The organism is Campylobacter gracilis (assembly GCF_001190745.1).
Lineage (GTDB): Bacteria > Campylobacterota > Campylobacteria > Campylobacterales > Campylobacteraceae > Campylobacter_B > Campylobacter_B gracilis.
This window is the reverse complement of record NZ_CP012196.1, coordinates 904,294-921,524: the sequence shown is the minus strand read 5'-3', so window position 1 is coordinate 921,524 and position 17,231 is coordinate 904,294. Positions and strand designations below refer to the sequence as shown.

At 46.8% G+C, this 17,231-nt stretch carries 17 protein-coding genes; 3 read left to right on the top strand and 14 right to left on the bottom strand.

What is annotated here, in order from left to right; translation table 11 throughout:
* Positions 1–229: 229 nt before the first annotated feature.
* Complete coding sequence (locus CGRAC_RS04765) at positions 230–520, bottom strand: DUF5339 domain-containing protein (RefSeq protein ID WP_005871812.1); 291 nt, start codon at positions 518–520, stop codon at positions 230–232.
* Between the two features lie 337 nt (positions 521–857).
* A complete protein-coding gene (hisD, locus tag CGRAC_RS04760) occupies positions 858–2,147 on the bottom strand; it encodes a histidinol dehydrogenase (protein WP_005871813.1) in 1,290 nt (429 codons plus the stop codon).
* 147 nt (positions 2,148–2,294) lie between these two features.
* Here hisD and CGRAC_RS04755 point away from each other — a divergent pair, with 147 nt between their 5' ends.
* On the top strand, positions 2,295–4,091 hold the full coding sequence (locus CGRAC_RS04755; protein WP_005871817.1) for an SEL1-like repeat protein: 1,797 nt from the start codon (positions 2,295–2,297) through the stop codon (positions 4,089–4,091).
* 340 nt (positions 4,092–4,431) lie between these two features.
* Here CGRAC_RS04755 and CGRAC_RS04750 read toward each other — a convergent pair whose 3' ends face one another.
* The 4 genes from CGRAC_RS04750 to CGRAC_RS04735 are packed head-to-tail and all read right to left on the bottom strand — an operon-like array spanning position 4,432 to position 8,620.
* Positions 4,432–5,454, bottom strand: coding sequence for an OmpA family protein (locus tag CGRAC_RS04750; protein WP_005871819.1), 1,023 nt, complete (start codon positions 5,452–5,454; stop codon positions 4,432–4,434).
* Positions 5,441–6,730, bottom strand: coding sequence for a MotA/TolQ/ExbB proton channel family protein (locus tag CGRAC_RS04745; protein ID WP_005871820.1), 1,290 nt, complete (start codon positions 6,728–6,730; stop codon positions 5,441–5,443). The genes CGRAC_RS04750 and CGRAC_RS04745 overlap by 14 nt, the downstream gene beginning before the upstream one ends.
* 1 nt (position 6,731) lies before the next feature.
* Positions 6,732–7,796 carry a class II fructose-bisphosphate aldolase gene (gene fbaA, locus CGRAC_RS04740; RefSeq protein WP_050346317.1) on the bottom strand — a complete coding sequence of 355 codons (1,065 nt, stop codon included), beginning with the start codon at positions 7,794–7,796 and terminating at the stop codon, positions 6,732–6,734.
* 14 nt (positions 7,797–7,810) lie between these two features.
* Positions 7,811–8,620, bottom strand: a complete 810-nt coding sequence (locus CGRAC_RS04735) for a peptidylprolyl isomerase (RefSeq protein ID WP_005871823.1) — start codon at positions 8,618–8,620, stop codon at positions 7,811–7,813.
* A 105-nt stretch (positions 8,621–8,725) separates the two neighbouring features.
* Here CGRAC_RS04735 and CGRAC_RS04730 point away from each other — a divergent pair, with 105 nt between their 5' ends.
* On the top strand, positions 8,726–9,361 hold the full coding sequence (locus tag CGRAC_RS04730; protein WP_005871825.1) for an endonuclease III domain-containing protein: 636 nt from the start codon (positions 8,726–8,728) through the stop codon (positions 9,359–9,361).
* A 448-nt stretch (positions 9,362–9,809) separates the two neighbouring features.
* Here the strand turns inward: CGRAC_RS04730 and CGRAC_RS04720 are convergent, their stop codons facing one another.
* The 6 genes from CGRAC_RS04720 to CGRAC_RS04700 all read right to left on the bottom strand — a co-directional run bounded on the left by CGRAC_RS04720 (position 9,810) and on the right by CGRAC_RS04700 (position 14,886).
* Positions 9,810–11,087, bottom strand: coding sequence for a M20/M25/M40 family metallo-hydrolase (locus tag CGRAC_RS04720; RefSeq protein WP_005871829.1), 1,278 nt, complete (start codon positions 11,085–11,087; stop codon positions 9,810–9,812).
* Positions 11,088–11,366: 279 nt separating this feature from the next.
* Complete coding sequence (locus tag CGRAC_RS04715; RefSeq protein WP_005871832.1) at positions 11,367–11,627, bottom strand: heavy-metal-associated domain-containing protein; 261 nt, start codon at positions 11,625–11,627, stop codon at positions 11,367–11,369.
* On the bottom strand, positions 11,620–12,021 hold the full coding sequence (locus CGRAC_RS04710) for a hypothetical protein (RefSeq protein ID WP_005871833.1): 402 nt from the start codon (positions 12,019–12,021) through the stop codon (positions 11,620–11,622). The genes CGRAC_RS04715 and CGRAC_RS04710 overlap by 8 nt, the downstream gene beginning before the upstream one ends.
* The gene (locus tag CGRAC_RS12285; RefSeq protein WP_005871834.1) at positions 12,018–12,185 is read right to left on the bottom strand and encodes a hypothetical protein; all 168 of its coding nucleotides are present in this window, start codon (positions 12,183–12,185) and stop codon (positions 12,018–12,020) included. The genes CGRAC_RS04710 and CGRAC_RS12285 overlap by 4 nt, the downstream gene beginning before the upstream one ends.
* Before the next feature lie 218 nt (positions 12,186–12,403).
* Positions 12,404–13,474, bottom strand: a complete 1,071-nt coding sequence (locus CGRAC_RS04705) for a transglutaminase-like domain-containing protein (protein WP_005871835.1) — start codon at positions 13,472–13,474, stop codon at positions 12,404–12,406.
* Positions 13,475–13,830: 356 nt separating this feature from the next.
* Complete coding sequence (locus tag CGRAC_RS04700) at positions 13,831–14,886, bottom strand: transglutaminase-like domain-containing protein (protein WP_005871838.1); 1,056 nt, start codon at positions 14,884–14,886, stop codon at positions 13,831–13,833.
* A gap of 106 nt (positions 14,887–14,992) precedes the next feature.
* On the opposite strand from CGRAC_RS04700, the gene cmoB reads away from it, so the two are divergent.
* A complete protein-coding gene (cmoB, locus tag CGRAC_RS04695; protein ID WP_005871840.1) occupies positions 14,993–15,886 on the top strand; it encodes a tRNA 5-methoxyuridine(34)/uridine 5-oxyacetic acid(34) synthase CmoB in 894 nt (297 codons plus the stop codon).
* Between the two features lie 344 nt (positions 15,887–16,230).
* On the opposite strand, the gene CGRAC_RS11845 is transcribed toward cmoB, so the two are convergent.
* Positions 16,231–16,404 (bottom strand): hypothetical protein, encoded by a 174-nt coding sequence (locus CGRAC_RS11845; protein WP_005871845.1) that lies wholly within the window; start codon positions 16,402–16,404, stop codon positions 16,231–16,233.
* A 226-nt stretch (positions 16,405–16,630) separates the two neighbouring features.
* Positions 16,631–17,230, bottom strand: a complete 600-nt coding sequence (locus CGRAC_RS04685; protein WP_005871849.1) for an MBL fold metallo-hydrolase — start codon at positions 17,228–17,230, stop codon at positions 16,631–16,633.
* Between the last annotated feature and the right edge of the window lies 1 nt (position 17,231).

Genomic DNA, 17,231 nt, shown 5'->3' with positions numbered 1-17,231 from the left:
TTACGGAGCATTTTAACGACGGCGAGCGCTTTATTGGTTTTGACTTCCTGCAACAAGCTAAATATCAAAATCTGAAATTCTTAGTGCGCCCTGAAAGCAACGAGGATAAAACATCCAAATTTTAAAATTTAAAAATTTTTAAAATAAAAGTGTGAGTTTAAAAAGAATTAATCGCGACGATATCGCATCGCCGCGACTGAAGAAGGCATCATCGTGCCCGCGAAGGTATTTATTTCATAACGCCTTGTTGTTTCATCTGATCCATCATCTGCTTAAACATTTCTTTAGCTTGCTTGCAAGTGGCCTCTTGCTGCTCCTTAGGAAGCGCGCTGATCTGATCCATAGACTGCTTTTTTTGATCCTCATACATCTTGACCTGCTGCTCTTGACCGGCTTGTTTGTAGGTATCGACCATCTTATCAAGATCTGCGAAATACTCTTTGCAGCTATCTGAAAGATCTGCGGCGCTAAGACTTAGCGCAAAGCCAAAACTAGCCAAAACTAAAAGTGATTTTTTCATTTTTCTCTCCTTGTAAAAAATCAGCGAAAGTATATCATTTCGCTTAGTAAATTTGCCTTAAATTTTAATCAAATACGACCGTTTTTTTAAATTTATAGCGCTTTTGAAATTTTAAAATTTTACTCTCGCCGCGACGCTTACGTTTTTTAAAATTTAACTTGTCTTTAAATTTTAAAATTTAAGCTCTTGGTTTCGCAACTGCCGCCGGTGCTTTTTAAAATTTCGCTTCGCAATTTTTAAGCTGCATGCGAACCGCTTTAAGCTACATGCGGGCAAATTTTAAGCCCTGAGCCGCTTTTTTAAAATTTCATTTCGCAATTTCGCTACCGCTGCAAAATCACTTCTCCTCAAATCTAATCTGCACCGATTTTTTGTGCGCGCCCAGCCCTTCGGCATCTGCTAGCGCCATGCACGCGCCGCCTAGCTCGTCTATGGCGCACTTATTTAGCGCTATGATCGAGCTTCGTTTGATGAAGTTATAAACCCCCAGAGGCGAGAAAAATCGCGCACTTCCGCCGGTCGGCAGCGTATGGTTGGGACCTGCTAGGTAATCGCCCATCGCTTCTGGCGTGTAGTGACCCAAAAATATCGCGCCTGCGTGGCGTATGCGCGGAAGCAGCTCGTAGGCGTTCTCGGTCGCGATCTCGAGGTGCTCGACTGCAAGCTCGTTCATCAGCTCCACGCATTCGTTCATATCGCGCGCGATGATGATCGCGCCTTTGTTTTGCACGCTGGCGCGGGCGATCGGCTCACGCGCGAGCGTAGGAAGCTCGCGCTCGATGTGCTCTGCAACGGCAAGAGCGAATTTTTCATCGTCGCTTATCAAAAAGCTGCTCGCGATCTCGTCGTGCTCGGCTTGGCTGAGTAGATCCACGGCGATGTTGCGCGGATTTGCCGCGGCGTTTGCGATGATACCCACTTCGCTAGGGCCCGCGATCATATCGATATTTACGTCGCCGAATACGAGCTTTTTAGCGGTTGCGACGAAGATATTCCCGGGGCCCGTGATGACGTCGACCTTACCGATCGTGCGTGTGCCGTATGCCATCGCCGCGATCGCGCTGGCGCCGCCCACCTTGTAGGCTTTTTTGATCCCCAGTACATGCATCGCCGCAAGCAGTAGCTCGTTTACGACATCGCCCACGGCAGGGGTGCAGACGCTGATATCCTCCACGCCCGCGACGATTGCTGGGATCGCATTCATAAGAAGCGAGCTCGGATACGCCGCCTTACCGCCCGGGATATACAGCCCCGCGCGATCTACCGGCGTAATCTGTTGCCCAAGCATCGCGCCGCTTGGATCGAAGCTAAACCAGCTTCTCTCAAGCTGCTTTTCGTGATAGGCGTAGATGCGCTCGTATGCGATCTGAAGCGCATTTTTTAGCTCTGCAGTTAAGCCTTCATATGCACGGCTCATCTGCTCTTGCGTGATAGCCAAATCGCCCTGTACGCGCCATCTATCAAATTTCTCAATCTGTTCAACTAGCGCCTCATCGCCGCGCGCTCTGATCTCCTCGATGATGCCGCTAACAACGGGCGTTACCGATCTCATATCTGTCTCGCCGCGGCGCACCAACCTCGCAAATTCCTCTTTGAAATTTGCGTCCGTGCTTCTTAAAATTTTCATTTTCGCTCCTTGTTTTGCTTGGAATTTTAACGCTTTTTGCTAAATTTTGCCTTTAAGCTTACGACTGCGTAAATTTACAGCTCACCGATTTTCAAAAGATTAAGCGAAAATGAAATAAAATAGCCAAAATTTTAAACGGAGCGATGTATGAAAAAGATATTTTTGGCGCTGATCGCCACGGCGGTTTTATCGCTAGCAGAAGCCACAGCTTTGTCATCGACGGAACAAGAGGATCCCGGTATAAGCAAGTTGCGAAGCAAATGCGATAATAACAACACCTTAGCATGCGTAAATCTCGCCATGGCATACTATTCAGGGGATGGTGTGAAGCAGGATTATGAAAAATCTAAGGAGCTAAACTCCAAAGCCTGTAATTTGGGCGACGGCTGGGGTTGTACCACCTTAGGGGCGTCATATGAATACGGCAAGGGCGCGGAGCAAGATTATAAAAAAGCAACTGAACTATATTCTAAAGCCTGCGACTTAAAAAATAGCATAGCTTGCGGCAATCTGGGTGTTTTATACTACTCAGGCAAAGGAGTAAAGCAAGATTACAAAAAAGCAACCGAACTGCTTTCCAAAGCTTGCGATTTGCAAGAAGGCCGCGGATGCTACAATCTCGGGCTTTTATATGCCTCGGGCGAAGGCGCAAAACAGGATTATAAAAAAGCAAGCGAGCTATATTTGAAAGCTTGCGATTTAAAACATGGCGAAAGCTGCCATAATCTTGGAATTTTATATGAAAAAGGGGAAGGCGTAAAACAAAGCTACCAAAAAGCGGATCAATTCTATTCTAAAGCTTGCGATTTAGAAGTTGCCGAAGGATGTTACAATCTTGGAGCTTCATACTATTTGGGTAATCATACAAAGCAGGACTATAAGAAAGCAAATGAATTGTTTTCTAGGACTTGTGATTTAGGATATAGCATAGGATGCTATGCTCTAGGGTTTTGGTATGCCTCAGGCGAAGGCATAGAACAAGACTTTGAAAAAGCAATAAATTTATATTCTAGAGCTTGCGATTTAGGGCATAGCACAGGATGCTATAGTCTAGGAGTTTTGTATAGTTCCAGCGAAAGTGCAAAACAGGACTACAAGAAAGCAAGTGAACTATATTCCAAAGCTTGCGATTTGGGAAACGGGCTAGGATGTAGCGATCTAGGAGTTTTATATGAGCAAGGGAAAGTCATAGAGCAAAACCATAACAAAGCAAATGAACTATATTCTAAGGCTTGCGATTTGGATGTCGGTGAAGGTTGCAATAGTCTCGGGGTTCTATATGAGTCTGGTAAAGGTGTAAAACAAGACTTTGAAAAAGCAAAAGACCTGTATTCTAAAGCTTGCAATCTTGGAGATGGACTAGGGTGTGTCAACTTAGGAGCTTTATATGAACAGGGAGAAGGTGTAAAACAAGATTACCAAATAGCAAATAAATTATTTTCCAAGGCTTGTGATTTAGAAATTGCCGAAGGGTGCTACAATCTAGGATTTTTATATCATTCAGGCTACGGTGTAAACCAAGACTATAAAAAAGCAAGTGAACTATATTCCAAAGCTTGTGATTTAGAATATGGTATAGGATGTCATAATCTTGGATTTTTATATTATTCAGGCGCAGGCACAAAGCAAGATTACGAAAAAGCGAGCGAATTGTTTTCTAAGGCTTGTGATTTAGAAGCCGGTGAAGGGTGTGATGGCCTCGGACATCTATATGAATCTGGTAAAGGTGTAAAACAAGATTACCGAATAGCAAATAAATTATTTTCCAAGGCTTGTGATTTAGAAATTGCCGAAGGGTGCAATAATCTTGGATATTTATATGAATCTGGCAAAGGGGTAAAAAAAGATAAGAGTATGGCGAAAAAATACTATGGTAAAGCCTGCAATCTAGGGATCAAGCGTAGTTGCTACACCTATAAAAAATTAAACGAGCAAGGATTTTAATTCATTTAAATTTGAAGCCGCTCGCGAAGTTCGCTTAAATTTGTGGCTTAAATTAAAAGTATAAATTTAGACTATATTATCCGCGCGGCGGTACTAAAAGCGCGTCAAAATGCGCGAGTCTAAATTTAAACTCTTTTTGCCGCGGCAGATGCTGCGTAGGCGCTGCGTAGGCGCTGCGTAAAATTTAGCGCGCGCTATTTACGATATTTGCGCCAAAATAAAAGGATGCGTTTCGCCGCCGTTAAAATTTCAGATGAGCCGTTAATTCTTTAAGAATTTTAAAATTTTAAGCCTCCCCTTTGCGGGCTAAAATTTCGAGCGAGCCGTTAAAGGCGAGCCGCTAATTCGTAGCGTTCGCGTCGAACTGCAAAAATTTCCTGATCTCATCCATCGCCTCTTTGTTTGAAAGGGTAAATTTTATCTCGATGCGGCGGCTGGCGTCCTTGTCCTCGACGCCTCTGCGCATCACGGGCTGCGTGTAGCTGCGACCGCTGGCGATGAGATATTTTTGCAGCCGCTCATCTTTATTCCACGAGTTGATGAAATCCATCACGGCAAACGCCCTATTTTGCGAGAGCTCAAGGTTGTACAAATACCCGCCGTCGCTGTCCGTGTGCCCTTCGATGATGATCTGATCTAAATTTTCGCGAATTTCGTCGTTATTCAAAAGCGCAGCGAAATAGCTCTGTAGCGTCGAGCGGAGCGTCTCTTTGGCGCCCTCTTTCAGCTCGCTTGAGCCCTTGTCGAAAAGGATCGACGAGCTTAGCGTCATCGCGCCGCTTTCGTTATCGATGCGGATCTTGCCGCCCAGCTTCTCCTTCAGATCGGCGATGATCTTAACCTTCATTCCGGTTAGGTTACGGATGCGGTTTTTCGTGACGTTGAGGTCTTGTAAAATTTTATTAAAATCGCTCTCCTTCTTCGTGAGCTGATCAAGCAAAAAGGCGATTTTAAGTTCGTTTTGGCTGATCGTAGCGTTGGCGTCCTCGCGCGCTTTTTGCAGAAGCGAGTTGATGTCTAAATTTTCTTTTTTCAGCTTTTCCGCCATCTCGGTTAGATCTTCGATCTGTATGAAATAGATGGAATTTTGCTTGCGAAGGTCGGTGTTTTCGATGTTTAGCTTCTCGAGCTGGTCGCTAAAAATTTTATTCAGCGCCTCAAGCTCGGCGCTTTTTTTCTCCTGGCTTTGAAGGCTTGCTAGCGCGCTTGAAATTTGGCTTTCTTTCTCCTGCAGGTTGCTTTGCGTGAGGAAGTATTTGACGATGATGCCGCCTACTAAAAGCACGAAAACAAAAAGCAGCCCCGCCATCAAATCGGCATACGCGATCCAAAAGGTCTCTTTTTCTTCGTTATTCGTTTTCATCTAAAAGTGCTTTTTCATCGATGCTCGCAAGCGTTTTTCGAAGCTCTTCGATGATGCTTTCGTTGCTCGTCCGCGCAGTGTCCTCTCCAGCTAAAAGTGCCTTCAAATCCGCGCTTAGCCCCTTAAAGCTAGCGTCAATTTTAGCAGCGTAAGCATTCTGCGAACTTGAAATTTCGCCCGCAAACCCGCCTAAGGAGGCATTTAGGCTCTTGATTTGAGCGCTTAATGCACTCGTAACGTTAGCCAGCTCGCCTTGCCCGTCCGTTAAAGCCTTAGACTGGCTTAGATACTGCGCGGAAATTCCATTTTGAATTTCGATTAGGCTTGCAGACACGGACTTAAGCGCAGATAAAATTTGAGCGAAGCTCTTATCTAGCTCACCGTGAGCGAGATTTGTCCTTTGGATCATCTCTCCTGCTTTTTCAAGCTCTTCTTGTGTAATCGCCATACTTCGCTTCTCGGCTTCCATCACGCTTTCAAAAGCGCCGATTTTTTCATCAATTAGGCGGTTTAGTCTTTCGGTAAAATTCGTAGAGCTCATCATTGCAAACGAGCGCGAAATTTCAGAATTAGCGTTTAAAATTTCACTCAGATAGCCCTGTGTTATTTCGTCTTTGTTCCAGAAAAAATTTTTAGTGGAATTTTTGTATTTGATGAGCAGTCGCTCATATTTGCTAATGCCCTTTTTCTCAAAATATATCCACCAAAGCGCTAAAAAAATTCCATAGATCGAGACGTAAAACGCCGTACCTACGCCGCCTAGAAGCTGCGCGATCTCGGTTTCGAGCCCATCGATGTTGTTTGAGGAAAAGTGCGGCATCGAAATCGCAATCGAGATGAAAGTTCCTAAAATTCCAAGCATCGGAAAGACTGCCGATGCGACGGAAGCGTAGTTTTGATTACGCAGCGAGTAGCCGTATTCGTCCACAAAAAGATCAAAGCTAGCATCTGATTTTTTCTTACCACCAATGCTTAGAAGATTGGCGACGATGTAATTCTTTAGCTCGCGCTTGAAATCATCGATATTATTTTGAAAATTTAAGCAACCATATTCTGCATTATGACGAGCTAAAATTAGTGCAATAATGAGCAAAACCGCAAGCATCAGGATCGAGTGCGTCTCTACCTTCAGCCCGATAAGCCCCAAATAGCCCAGCAAAAACACCACAAAAACCGCGATCGGCAGAGCTGCGATCTTAAAAAAAACGCCCGCTAGCGAGCGCTCCTTCGCCTCAGGTAGCGTAATATCGAGCACTTCGTTATTTGGGCGATCCATATTAGTTCCTATTTAGGCAATTTAGATTGTCAAATGCGACCTGCAAGCGCGCCACCATACTCTGCTCGCCTGCTCTCAGCCATTTGCGAGGATCGTAGAATTTTTTATTCGGTTTATCCTCACCTTCCGGATTGCCGATTTGAGCTTGCAAATAGCCGCGATTTTTGGCCTCATAAGCGCGCACGCCGTCCCAAAACGCCCACTGCGTGTCAGTGTCGATATTCATCTTAACGACGCCGTAGCTAACGGCCGCTTTGATGTCAGAGGTCTCGCTGCCGCTGCCGCCATGAAAGACGAAATTTACGGGCTTTTCAGATTGTAGGTTAAATTTCTCGCGCACGAATTTTTGCGAATTTTTCAAAATTTCAGGTCTCAGCACGACGTTGCCCGGCTTATACACGCCGTGGACGTTACCGAAGCTCGCTGCAATGCTGAATCTATCACTGATTTTGCCAAGTCGCTCATAGGCGAGTGCGACATCTGCGGGCTGGGTGTAAAGCCGCGTGTTATCGACACCGGTATTATCGACGCCATCCTCTTCGCCGCCTGTGACGCCAAGCTCGATCTCAAGCGAAATTCCAAGATCGCTTAAAATTTCCAAATACTTCTCGCAGGTCGCTAAATTTAGCTCCAAATCATCCTCGCTAAGATCGAGCATGTGCGAGCTAAAAAGCGGCACGCCGTGAGCTTTTTTATGAGTGGTATTAGCTTTGATAAGCTCGTCGATCCACGGAAGCAGCTTTCTTGCAGCATGATCGGTATGTAAAATCACCGCAACGCCGTAATGAGCCGCCAGAGCATGCACTTGATGCGCGCCTGCGATAGCGCCCAAAACTGCGGCATTAGGGCAAGCAGCACCCGCATAAAACGCTGCGCCGCCGTTGCTAAACTGAATTATTACGGGCGAATTTGCGATTTTAGCGCTTTCCAAGACGGCGTTTATGGAATTTGATCCCACTACGTTTACCGCAGGGATCGCAAAGCCCTGCTGCTTCGCATACGCATAGACCTTACTTACGTCATCGCCGCTTAAAACGCCCGGTTTTACTATATCTAAAACGCCCATTTTTAGCTCCTATATTATTTATACTCGATTTTAGCGTTTTTGTGAAGATCTGCCGCTTTTTGCTCGACTACTTTTGCCGCTTTTTGCTGTCTAAGCACGCGCTCAATAAAAGGCTTTGCCTCGCTTTGACTTAACTGCTTTTTAGCTTGAGACTCCTCTTTTAACACGACGTGATATCCGACTCTGCTTCTAATCGCTTTAGTAGTGATTTGACCATCTTTTATCTTAGAGATCGCATCGGCAAAAGGCTTGACCTGATCACTAGGCATCCAGCCTAGCTCGCCGCTAGTTTGTTTGGCCTGCGGATCGATAGATTTAGCTTTGGCAAGCTCTGCAAATTTAGTAAATAGCGCACTGTCGCTAAGCCCTTTTAACTGCTTAATAATATCGTTTGCCTCAGCTTCGGTTTTAACTACGATCTGAGCCGCTTTGATTCTCGCAGGCTCGGTAAAGCGCGCTTTGTTTTTGTTATAAAAATCGGCTATTTCTTTATCGTCGATATTTATTTTGCTGGCTTCTTTAGCCTGCCATACGCGAAGTGCTAAGTTATCTTTTACGATTTCAAGCTCTTTTTTATAAACGTCTTCGTCCATAACGCCAGATTTTTTAGCTTCATCCGTTAGCAGCATCAGATCGATGCCTTTATCGATAAGCTCCTTTTTTTGCTCTGCATTAAGAGCGGCAATATCTACATTGCCTATGCCTTGAAGTAGCGGAGCAAGCTCTTTTTCGGTTACGTCTTTGCCATTTACGGTAGCGTAAACGGTAGCGTTAAGGCTGATAGCGGCAGCCAAACTAAGTGCTGTAAATAAAACTTTTTTCATCATAATTCCTTAAAAAAATTTTAATGACGATTATAACTCAAAGTTGTTAACAATCAAACTGTACTTTAGAATTTTAGGGTAGAATTCCACCTTGAGGAAATGCAAATGAGAAGTAAAAAAGATATTTTAGAGATAAAAAAGAGGATTTTGCAAAACTTCGCAGAAGAGCGCAGCGAGCTGAAATTTAAAGATAACTATCAGCTTTTGGTCTGTGTGATGCTTAGCGCGCAGTGTACCGACAAGCGGGTAAATTTGATCACGCCGCGCTTTTTTGCGGAATTTCCTAGCGTTGCAGAGCTTGCAAAAGCCAATCTGGCAAGCGTAAAGCTGCTAATTAGCTCGTGCAATTTCTACAACAACAAAGCGGTAAATTTAATCAAAATGGCGCAAGCGGTGGTTCGCGACTTTGACGGCGTCGTGCCGCTTGATGAAGCGGGGCTAAAATCTCTTGCGGGCGTGGGGCAAAAGACCGCTCACGTCGTGCTTTTAGAGGGCGCGGGCGCAAACGTGATGGCGGTGGATACGCACGTCTTTCGCGTCGCGCATCGCCTGGGGCTGAGCCGTGCAAAGACGCCCGAGCTTACGGAGCGCGATCTAAGCGAGGCTTTTAAGACGGATCTTGGCAAGCTGCATCAAGGCATGGTGCTTTTCGGCCGCTACACTTGTAAAGCGATAAAGCCGAACTGCAAGGAGTGCTTTTTAAACGAGCTGTGCAGCAGCAAGGATAAGAATTTTCCGTAAAATTTTGGCCTGCAGATGCGAGCTTAAATTTACGGGCTTAAATTTGACGGAATTTTAGAATTTTGATTCTTGGTAGCTGTGTTTATTATGATCTGTATTTTATAAAAATCGCTGCAAATTTTAAAATCAAATTTGTAATGCAAGAAGCTAAGACAAAGTATCGTGAGGTCGTTTTGAAAGTCGTGCAGAAAATTTTAATTAAGGCTAGGCATAAAGCCTATCTTAGATTAAAATTTTCAAAATTTATTTCAAAATCAGCGTAGCGACGCCGCAAGCGTAATTTCTATAAAGACGCTCAAAAGAGGAGTCGCCGTTAAATTTTAATGGCGAAGTATTTTTTCTTTAGACTAGGCGGAAACGACGGAGGCGAGGAAGCGTATACGCAATACGTGACCGAAGCCGACCGAGTTTCCAACGACGTATAAAGAAAAAAGACAAGCCGCTAAATTTATTGTAGTCTAGCAATGATGCTTCTTACGACTTCCGCTATCATCTCCACCGACGCTATCTCACAGTGCTCGTTTACGGAGTGAGGCGAGTGGATATTTGGGCCTATGGAGCAGGCTTGCAGCTCGGGCTGTTTTGCGACCAGTACGCCGCACTCAAGGCCTGCGTGCACGGCGGCAAATTTAGCCTGCGGCTTTTGTTTTTGCAGTTCCTCAAGTACTAGATGCGCGAAGTCGCTGATGCACGGCGCCCAGTTCGCCGAGCGGTCGGCTACTCTGACCTCAAAACCAAGCGCGCCAGCCAGCGTAGCGGTCTCAAAGCCTAGATTTTCGAGCCCTTCGCGCTTCATCGCGCGTCCAAAAAAGTCAAACTCGATCACGCCCTCTTTTTGCTTAACGGTCGAGAGATTTATGCTTTCATTTACCATATTAAGCTCGGTATCGTAGCTGCGCACGCCCTGGGCAAAAGAGTTGATGAGCGCCAAAATTTTGCCGCTATTTACCAGCACGTCCGCTTCGCCCTCGCCCAGGCTCTTTACCCACGCGAGGCCGCGCTGCTTTGGTTCATGCGTACAGAGCGCCTTGCACACGGCGTTTGCGGGGATCGAGTTGCTCCTCTCACCAAAATCCAGACTGATTAGCTCACAGCCCTCCTCGGCGAGAAATTTCGCTAGCAGCTTCGTCGCATTTGGGATATTTTTGTGTATTTCGTTACCCGAGTGCCCACCGCTAAGCCCGGTGACGCCGATCTCGTAAATTTTACCGCTCTTTTTGACAGTCTGCGCGCTGATTTTTGCGCTTACGTTTATGCCTCCGGCGCAGCCCAGCGTCACGCGGTCGTCCTCTTCGCTGTCTAAATTTAGCAGATTAGGCGATAGAATTTTACCCTTAAATGCGTTTGCGCCCACGAGCCCGACCTCTTCGTCGTTGGTAAATAGGCACTCTAAGTTCGCAAACTCCCGCATCGCGCCCATCATCATCGCCACGCCGATACCGTCGTCAGCGCCCAAGCTCGAGTTTTTCGCCCTTAGGATGCCGTTTTCTTCGATGAGCTGCAAATTCGGCGCTGCGCCCACGCAAACCATGTCGTAGTGGCTTTGCAGACAGATTTTAGGCTCGCCCTTTACGGCGTGGATGTTACCCGCCTCATCGACGTTTACGCTAAAGCCCTGGGAGCGCGCAAAATCCGCTAAAAACCCCCTCATCTGCTCCGTTTCGCAGCTACAGTGAGGTATCTCGCACAGCTTTTTAAAATCATTCATAACCTCGTTTTTTTGCATGTTTGCTCCTTTTGAATTTATTATATTCGCGCGTTATTGCGACACGCCCGTTGAATTTAAAAGCAACCGCACTCGCTTAAGCGCTTGCGAAATTCTGCTAAATTTAAACGCGACCGCGCCGACATAGCGCTTCCGCAAAATACGCGCAGAATTTCAATCGCGCTAGCTTACGCTGCAGGCAAGCCGCGCAAAATGAAATTTTATGCAAAGTCGCATGAATTTTACCGAAATTTAGCAAGAATTTTATTTAAAATTTAGTCAGAATTTTGCCGGGGATTTTTATTTTACGATTACGCCTTCATAGCCCGTTTTAGCGATCGCCTCAAGCATCGCGGTCTCGTTTGCATCATCCTTTGCCGCGACGGTCGCGGTTTTGCTCTGCTGCGAAACCTTCGCGCTTATCACGCCTGGCGTTTGCAAAAGCGCCTTTCGCACGATCGTAGTGCAGAGCGGGCAGTGGATTTTTTCCACGTAAATTTTAACCTCTTTGTCGGCAAAAAGCGCCGTAAATCCAAGCATCAAAAACAAAATTTTACGCATAAAGCCCTCCTAAAATTTCGGGATATGTAAGCATAAAGGCAAGCAAGGCTCCTAAAAGCGCGTAGATCAGAATCCATTTTTTGCGCCTGCTTTGCAGCGAGCATGCGCGCGGCTTTTTGAAAAAGAAAAACGCCGAGAGCGCGAAGCAAAAAAGCGCTAGCACAGAGAGTGGCGCGCGGTAACCTTCCAGCGCCTCCGCGCCTGAAAAAATGGAAAAGCTCGCGCCGAAAATCAAAAATAAAAGCGCGGGCAGGCAGCAAAACGTCGCCGCAACCGCGCTAAAAATCGCGGCGAATATCAGCCACAGACTGCGCGTGCTGAAGCGATTTTTGCCAGGATATTCTCGCTTTTGCGCTGGGGTTTCTTGCGCGGGATTTTCTAGTTCGGTTTTCAAATTTTACCTTTCAGTATAGGTATTGCCGTGCCGCCGCTAGTCCAGCACGCGAAATTTACTCGCAAATCCGCCGCAAAATTTCGCGCAAAGAGGCGAAATTTTAAATTCTGCAAGCCGTAAATTCCAGAATTTTGCGCGCCGAAAAATTTCAAAATTTTATTCATCTTGGAATTTTAAAATTTCGCCGCTCACAAAATTCTAAAAAATTTTAAAATTCCACGCCAAATAAAGCGCAGAATTTTTTTCCAATGCAGACGCGGCAGCACGTAGATTAGGCGCGCTTTTACACATCCGCCCAAAGTCGTCTAGCGGGAAGCCTTTCTTGTATACCTACTCAAAAAGCTCAAGTAGTTCGACGTGCCGCATAGCAAAACGCGAACCGCTACAACTCTTTCGATCTGTAATCGTAGCTGAAATCTTTCGGCGAATAGTAATTTAGCGTGTTGCCGTCCACTTCGCCGTAAGGATAGCCGAAATTATTGATCGGAAACTGCGCTGGGCGTGGGCTTAGCGTGAAGTCTCTGCCGTAGTTAAAGCCGATCCAGCACATCTCCCAGTTGCCGAATAAATACTCGCGGATTTTAGCGAGCTTGCTGTCGTCATTGCTTAGCTTCTCGCCCAATCGCACCTTTGTAACGTCCGCAGGATCGACCGGGATCCAGCCGTGGCCTTTTAGATAAAATTCCGCCCTGCAGTGCTGCGCGCCCGAGATATGGCTGACGCCGTCTTTAGGCGCGGCGCCCATTTGAGCGCTAAATCTCGACGCACCGACGCGGATGCCGAACATCTCTCTTGCGGCGATGCCCTGCGCGCGGCAAAGTGCGACGAAAACGCTATTTATGTCGGTGCATTTGCCACTTAACTTGCCGCTGCTTAAAATTTGCTTCACGTCCCCTAGCCCGCAGCCTAGCACGCTGTTATCGCGCTGCATAGTGTTTGCCACCCACGTATAAATCGCGCGCGCCTTTTCCAGATCGCCCTTGATGCCGCCTGCGATCTCGTCTGATTTTTGCTTAACGACGCCGTCGATTTGAATCTGCGCACTAGGCTCTAAAAACTTCGCTACCTCGGGGTTAAGCTTTTCGTTCGGATTAAATTTTACCTTGCTAAAGTCGGTATTTCGCTCAAAGGTCTCGACGCTAAATTTAATATTTAGCGTGGGCTTTGCCACACCGACGTAGCCGGCATAGAGCGTCGGAATTTCGCCATAGTCCACGGACGGATCGTTGAAATTGCCGTCAAATTTTACGTCGCTTACCTTTTGATATTTCGTGATAAGAGGAAGCGGTATCCAAAGCCGCGTCTGCTTGCCCTCTTCCAAAATTTCGTGATTTAGCGATAGCCCGAAAGTTCTCTTTTTGCCAATGACTTTTTCCCCGCCCAAAATGGTACTCGGAGTTGCCATAACGGCGCCTAAAATCGCAGTGTTTCTTAAAAAATCGCGTCTTTGCATGAAATGCCTTCAAAATAAAATGGCCAAGCCTTAGCCCTAATTTACGCGCTGATTTTAGCCTTTTGCGGCTTTGAAATCGCTAAATTTAAAATTCCGCAAGCCGTAAATTTTAAAATTCTATCCATATTTAAAATTTCAAAATTTCGCCCAAAGACATAGCGCGAAATTTCGCCAAAGCGGGTATGATAGCCCGCAAACTAGGCGCGCAGGCGGTATACGGCGGCGTAGGCAAAACCACGCAAAAGCGCCGCTGTCGCAAAGCCAAGCGTGCGCTTCGATGAAACGGTTAAGCTTCGACGAAGCGCGGTAGCTTAGCTTAAGCAAAATGCGGCGGTAAAATGCAAGCCACCAGAGGATTAAATTTCTCGCGAAAAATACTCGTAGATAAAATTTTTAGGCGAGTACGGATCTTTCGGCGTGCCGCCCACTTCGCAATACGGATGCGAAAAAATTTCGATCGGAACGTGCGCCGGGCGCGGATTTAGCACGATTTCGCGAGCGTAGTTAAAGCCCAGCCAGCACGGCTCCCAGTTACCGAAAAGATACTCGCGCACCCGCGCCAGCTTGGAATCATCCTCGCTTAAGTTCTCGCCCAATCGCACCTTTGTAACGTCCGCGGGATCAACCGGGATCCAGCCGTGGCCTTTTAGATAAAATTCCGCTCTGCAATGCTGCGCGCCGGAAATTTCAAGCGCACCGCCGCTTAGAGCGCCCATGACGCCCATTTCAGGCGAAAATTTCTGCGCCGCGCCCGTGCGGATGCCGTAAATAGCGCGCGCAGGAATGCCAGCTGCCCTGCAGAGCGCAACGAACACGCTATTAATATCGGCGCATTTGCCGCTTAGCTTGCCGCTGCTTAAAATCGCCGCTGCATCGCCGCTGCCGCATGCGATCACGCTATTATCGCGGCTCATATTTTTTGCGACCCACTCATAAATCGCGCGCGCCTTTTCCAGATCGCCTTTAAGCGAGCCGGTGATCTCGTCTGATTTTTGTTTCGCAGCGCCTTCTACTGGAATTAGCTTTGATGGCTTTAAAAACTCCTCGATCTCAGGGCTCAAGCGCTCGTTTTCATTAAAACTTACCTTGCTAAAATCGGTGTTTCGCTCCGAAATTTCAATATCGAAGCTAAGCTCAAAATAATCGTCATCTTCGCCTACGACACCTTGCTCGCCGTATTTGCCGACGCCCGCTCTTGCCTCTTTATCGGGTGCGAAGCACGCGTAGTACGTGCTTATATGATCTCCGCAGATAGCCGACTCTTGTGCATTTGAGCGGGCATGATATTCGCCAAGCAACCTCTGATACGGCTCTTGCAACACTAACGGCAACCAAAGCCGTACCTCTGCGCCGCTACTTGAAATTTCGTGATTAAACCTGAGACTAAATTTTCTCGTTTTTGCTTCTTGCATTTTTGCTCCTTTGCTTAAATTGCAAGTCGATTTTATCTCTTTGCGCCTTAAAATGGATAAAATTTTATGTTAAAATGGCGCTAAATTTTGAAATTTTAGGATTAAAATGGATCTGCAAAAAATCAGAGACGAAAACTTTAAAAAGCTGCAAAGCGGGCAAAACCGCGAAATTTTAAGCGCGATCGAGGCGCTGCAAATAGACAAGTGCGACTGCGAGTGCGGCGACGTTGTGCGGGCGAGTTTTAACGCAAGCGCGGAGCAAAGAGATGAAATTTTGCGTATCGCGCGAGCGCTAAAGCCGTGGCGCAAGGGGCCTTTTGCGCTGAACGATCTTTTTATCGACGCCGAATGGCAAAGCTTCGTGAAATTTAACCTGCTGCGACCGTTTTTAAATCTGAGCGACAAAACCGTCGCCGACGTGGGCTGTAACAACGGCTACTACATGTTTCGCGCAAGCGAGCTAGCGCCTGCGCGGCTAGTGGGGTTTGATCCGAGCGCGCTATTTTATATGCAGTTTCGCTTCATCGAGAAATTCCTCCGCAGCGGCGCGAAATTCGAGCTTTTGGGCGTGGAGCATCTGCCCTTTTACGAGCACAAATTCGATACGATCTTCTGCCTCGGCGTCATCTACCATCGTAGCGACCCCGTAAAGATGCTAAAAGATCTGCGAGCCTCGCTAAATACGGGCGGCGAGGTGTTTTTAGACACGATGTATATCGAAGGAGCGGGCGATTTCGCGCTGTGCCCGAAAAACAGCTACTCAAAAATTTCAAATATCTACTTCGTCCCGACCGTCGGCGCGCTTCAGAATTGGTGCGAGCGAGCGAAATTTAGAGATTTTGAAATTTTGGCTCAAAAGCCCACGGATGCTAGCGAACAGCGCAAAACGGAGTGGATCGACGGGCAGAGCCTGGAGAATTTCCTTGACCCGCTCGACGGCTCGCGCACGATCGAGGGCTATCCCGCCCCGCGGCGTATCTACGTGCGGCTTAGGGCGTAATCTGCGCCTTTGAAACATTTTTCGTGCACTCGCGCACCGATATGAAATGAGCTTCGGGCATGATCTGCGCCTTTAAAACGCGTAAAATTTTCGCAAAATTTTATCGAATTTATCGGCTCGCGGGGGAAAATTTTACGTTCGGCAGAGCGTGAAATTTGACTAAATTTAGCGGGCTCAAGTCGGATTGATCGAATTGTAGCGACCAGGATCAGTGCGGCGCAAAATTTTAAATTTCGCTTCATGCGTTACGTTTTACACGCGCGGCGGCGCAAATTTTAAATTTTGCTTTTGCGCTACGCTTTGCGTCTTGCATGCGCAGCGGCGCGAAATTTTACTAAATTTAATCAAGCGGCGGTAAATTTTAAAAATTTTATGCCGCCTGCGATCTCGTCTGATTTTTGCTTCACGATCCCACTTTGCGCCGAGGGCTTTAAAAATTCCTCGACGCCCAGACGCAGACGCTCATTTTCGTTAAAGCTCACCTTGCTGAAATCAGTATTTCGCTCGCGGATTTGCACTTCGAAGTTTATCTACGCATCTTCGCCAATGCGCGCGTGGTGCGAACTTAGCGCAGAATTCAACGCTCGCGGCGGCAAATAAATCTGTAAATTTCGGCGCCTGCAATGCGAGTAAAGCGGCATCAATTTTGGCGCCTACGAGCAAAGCGGTATAAAATTTAACGCCGACCCGCTTCACACCGTTTTACCGCTTATTGTGCGACGAAGCGCAATTAAATTTAAACGATCAGCGCTCAAAAAGTTGCAGAAAATATTTTAAATTTTGCCTCTCGGTCGCTAGGCTAGTATTTGCTCCGTGCCCAGGATGGAGCGTAAAATCGCCCTTTATCTGCAAAATTTTATGCAAAGACTCTCTCATCTGTACCGCATCCGAAAACGGAAAATCCCACCTGCCGATAGAGCCTTTGAATATTACGTCGCCGCTAAAGATTGCGCCGCCTGCTTCGATCATACAGCTGCCCGGCGTATGTCCTGCAAAAAGGCTAAATTTAACGTTAAAGCCCGCTATTTCAAAGCTTTGCTCCTGCCCTTTTACGAGTACGTCCGCTTCTATGAGCTCCGGCATCGTCTCAAAAGGATCCGCCCGCAGCATAAAAGCGTCGCTTTCGTGGATATAAATTTTAGCGCCCGCCCTTTGCAGCTTCGCATCGTCATAAACATGATCGAAATGCCCGTGCGTATTCAAAACCGCGGCGATCTTTCCCGTATTTTGCATCACCCAATCAAAACTGCCCTCGCCCGGATCGATCACTAGATCGCCCTGCTCGCCCTTTAGAATGTAGCAGTTCGTCGCGTATTCACCGAAAGCTTTTTTTAAAATTTGCATT